Origin of the sequence: Micromonospora sp. M51, from assembly GCF_018070305.1 — a bacterium.
GTDB classification, from domain to species: domain Bacteria; phylum Actinomycetota; class Actinomycetes; order Mycobacteriales; family Micromonosporaceae; genus Micromonospora; species Micromonospora parva.
In genome coordinates, this window is record NZ_JAGPXZ010000766.1 from 1 (window position 1) to 2,813 (window position 2,813).

At 70.6% G+C, this 2,813-nt stretch carries 3 protein-coding genes and 1 pseudogene; 1 reads left to right on the forward strand and 3 read right to left on the reverse strand.

The window, feature by feature from the left end; translation table 11 throughout:
* The 3 genes and pseudogenes from KBX53_RS28400 to KBX53_RS28410 form a co-directional block, all read right to left on the reverse strand.
* Positions 1-342 (reverse strand): annotated as a pseudogene (locus tag KBX53_RS28400) (two-component sensor histidine kinase); the annotation flags it as partial.
* A 55-nt stretch (positions 343-397) separates the two neighbouring features.
* A complete protein-coding gene (locus KBX53_RS28405; protein ID WP_112582361.1) occupies positions 398-904 on the reverse strand; it encodes a hemerythrin domain-containing protein in 507 nt (168 codons plus the stop codon).
* Complete coding sequence (locus tag KBX53_RS28410) at positions 901-1,881, reverse strand: aldo/keto reductase (RefSeq protein WP_030331465.1); 981 nt, start codon at positions 1,879-1,881, stop codon at positions 901-903. Before KBX53_RS28410 ends, KBX53_RS28405 begins: the two co-directional genes overlap by 4 nt.
* 70 nt (positions 1,882-1,951) lie before the next feature.
* On the opposite strand from KBX53_RS28410, the gene KBX53_RS28415 reads away from it, so the two are divergent.
* Positions 1,952-2,813, forward strand: an 862-nt coding sequence (locus tag KBX53_RS28415; RefSeq protein WP_210862634.1) for an aldo/keto reductase, incomplete at its 3' end; no start/stop codon positions are given.

Genomic DNA, 2,813 nt, shown 5'->3' on the forward strand with positions numbered 1-2,813 from the left:
GAGGTGGGTGGCGATCCAGAGTGCGCTCCGCAGCCGGGTCTCCCGGTCACCGTGGTGCCCGGGCGCGGGTTCGGGCAGGTCGACGCCGAGCAGCGCCCGGACGGCGGCGATCTCCAACGCCCGGCTGCCGTCCAGCAGCAACGGCACCACGGCGATCAACACCGCGATGACCAGCAGGACGTACACCAGCGGGCGCGGGATCGTCGAATCGGCGAGCAGTTGGGCGAAGGTCACCGCGAGCAGCCCGTACGGCAGTGCCAGCACCCCGCCGAGCAGCAGGAACACGCCGCGTCGCCAGGTGGTGCCGGCGACCAGCGGGGCCAGCGCGGCTCGGATCGTCACCTCGCCATTCTGCGGCCGGGGCCGGTCCCGGCGACTCCCCCGCGTCGGGGAGATGTCAGCGGTGGTCGGCGACGTACTGCTGCGGGTCCTTGTCGCGGAACGGGAGGTTGCGACCGTTCTTGTGCTCGCCGTAGAAGGTCAGCCAGCGTTGGCCCAGCTCGGCGCGGAGTTCGGTGCTGGCGTGCCGGCGGAAGTCGGGCAGCGCCTCGTCCTCCTCCTCGGCCAGGTGCTCGCTGTTCTCCCGGCGGGCCGTGCCGACCGCCTCCCACCACTGATCCGAGCCGACCGGGTGCAGCTTCGCCTCGGCGATGGCGTCGCGGATCTTGTTGTGGTCGCCGATCGCGTCGGCCGTCTCGTCCTCGCCGTCGTCGCCGTGCTTGACCAGGTGCGGGTAGAGAATCGCCTCCTCCGCTTCGGCGTGGATGTCCAGGTGCAGGGCGAGGGCGTCCCAGATGGCGAGCATCTCCTGCTCGTCGCGGGCGTCGTCGAGGCGGGCGAAGCCGCGCCGGAAGGCGGCGTGGTCGTCCAGGATCAGTGCGGTGATGTCGTCCACTGTGCTCACTTCTCGGTTGGTTTGGCGAACCGGGCGCGCAGCATCGCCGGCATCGCGGCGAGGCCGGTGATCGGCCGGAAGCGTTTCGCCGCCTCGGCCAGCGCCGTGTACTCGTCGTCGGCAAGGTCGATGTCGGCCGCGGCGGCGTTGCGTTCCATCTGCTCGACGCCGGACGCGCCGGGGATGGCGAGCACGTTCGGGTGGCGCAGCAGGTAGGCCAGCGCGATCTGGCTGGGAGTGGCGTCATGGGCGTCGGCGACCTGACGCACCGTGTCGATCAGCGCCGCGCCGCGTTCCAGGTTTTCCGGGAGGAAGTACGGGTTCGCCCGCCGGACCGCCCCGGTCGGTGGGTTCTTCGCGTCGTACCGGCCGGAGAGGAAGCCCTGTGCCAGCGGGCTGTACGCGATGACCACCCGGCCGGCCTGCCGCGCGTACGGCAGCAGGTCCTGTTCGGGCGCGCGGTCCAGCATGCTGTAGCGGACCTGGTTGGTGAGCACCCGACGGCCGAGCGCCGCCTCGGCGACCTGCCAGCGGCGCAGCCCGTAGTTGCTGACGCCGACCTCGCCGACCAGCCCGACGTCCTGCAGGACGCGCATGCCACGCATGGTGGTGTGGTCGCCGACGAGCGGGTTGGGCTGGTGCACCTGGTAGAGGTCGATGCTGGTGACGCCGAGCCGGGCCGCCGAGGCGACCGCCCGCTGCTGCACCACCGCGGCCACCGGCAGCACGGGCAGGATCTTGCTGGCCACCACCACCCTCGGCCGGTCGTCGCCGAGGGCCGCGCCGAGGATGCGTTCGCTGCGCCCGAAGCCGTAGATCTCAGCGCTGTCGAAGACCGTCACGCCGAGCTCGACGGCCCGCCGGACGATCTGCGCCGCCTGCCGCTCGAAGTCCGGGCCGTATCCCCATTCCCGGGAGCCGAACTGCCAGGTGCCCAACCCGATCTTGGACAACGGTTTGGGGGTGTCGAGCGCAATGAAACGCATGGCGTCGAAACTACCCCGATGTCCCGGTTCACACGCCCGATCCCCGGCACCGTGCTCCGGAGTTAGGCTCATGATCGTGACCTATCTCGCCGCGGAAGACCGCTACGACACCATGACCTACCGACGCAGCGGACGCAGCGGGCTGCGGCTGCCCGCCGTCTCGCTCGGCCTGTGGCACAACTTCGGCCCGGACCGCCCGTTCGAACGGCAGCGCGACATCGTGCGCCGCGCCTTCGACCTCGGCGTCACCCACTTCGACCTGGCCAACAACTACGGCCCGCCGCCCGGCTCGGCGGAGGAGAACTTCGGCCGGATGCTCGCCACGGACCTGAAGTCGTACCGGGACGAGCTGGTCATCTCCAGCAAGGCCGGGTACCTGATGTGGCCCGGCCCGTACGGCGAGTGGGGCTCGCGCAAGAACCTCATCTCGTCGCTGGACCAGTCGCTGGGCCGGATGGGGCTGGACTACGTCGACATCTTCTACTCGCACCGGTTCGACCCGGACACTCCGCTCGAGGAGACGATGGGGGCGCTCGACGCGATCGTCCGCTCCGGCAAGGCGCTCTACGTCGGCATCTCGAACTACAACTCGGAGCAGACCGCGCGGGCCGCCGCGATCCTGGACGAACTGGGTACGCCGCTGCTGATCAACCAGCCGTCGTACTCGATGCTCAACCGCTGGACCGAGTCCGACGGCCTGCTCGACACGCTGGAGCGGGTCGGCGCTGGCTGCATCGCGTACAGCCCGTTGGCGCAGGGCCTGCTGACCGACCGTTACCTGGGTGGCATCCCGGCCGACTCGCGGGTGCGCACCAGCGTCTTCCTCAACGAGAGCGACCTCAGCGAGGAGAAGATGGCCACCATCCGTGCCCTCGGCGCGATCGCCGAGCGGCGCGGCCAGTCCCTCGCGCAGCTCGCGTTGGCCTGGGCGC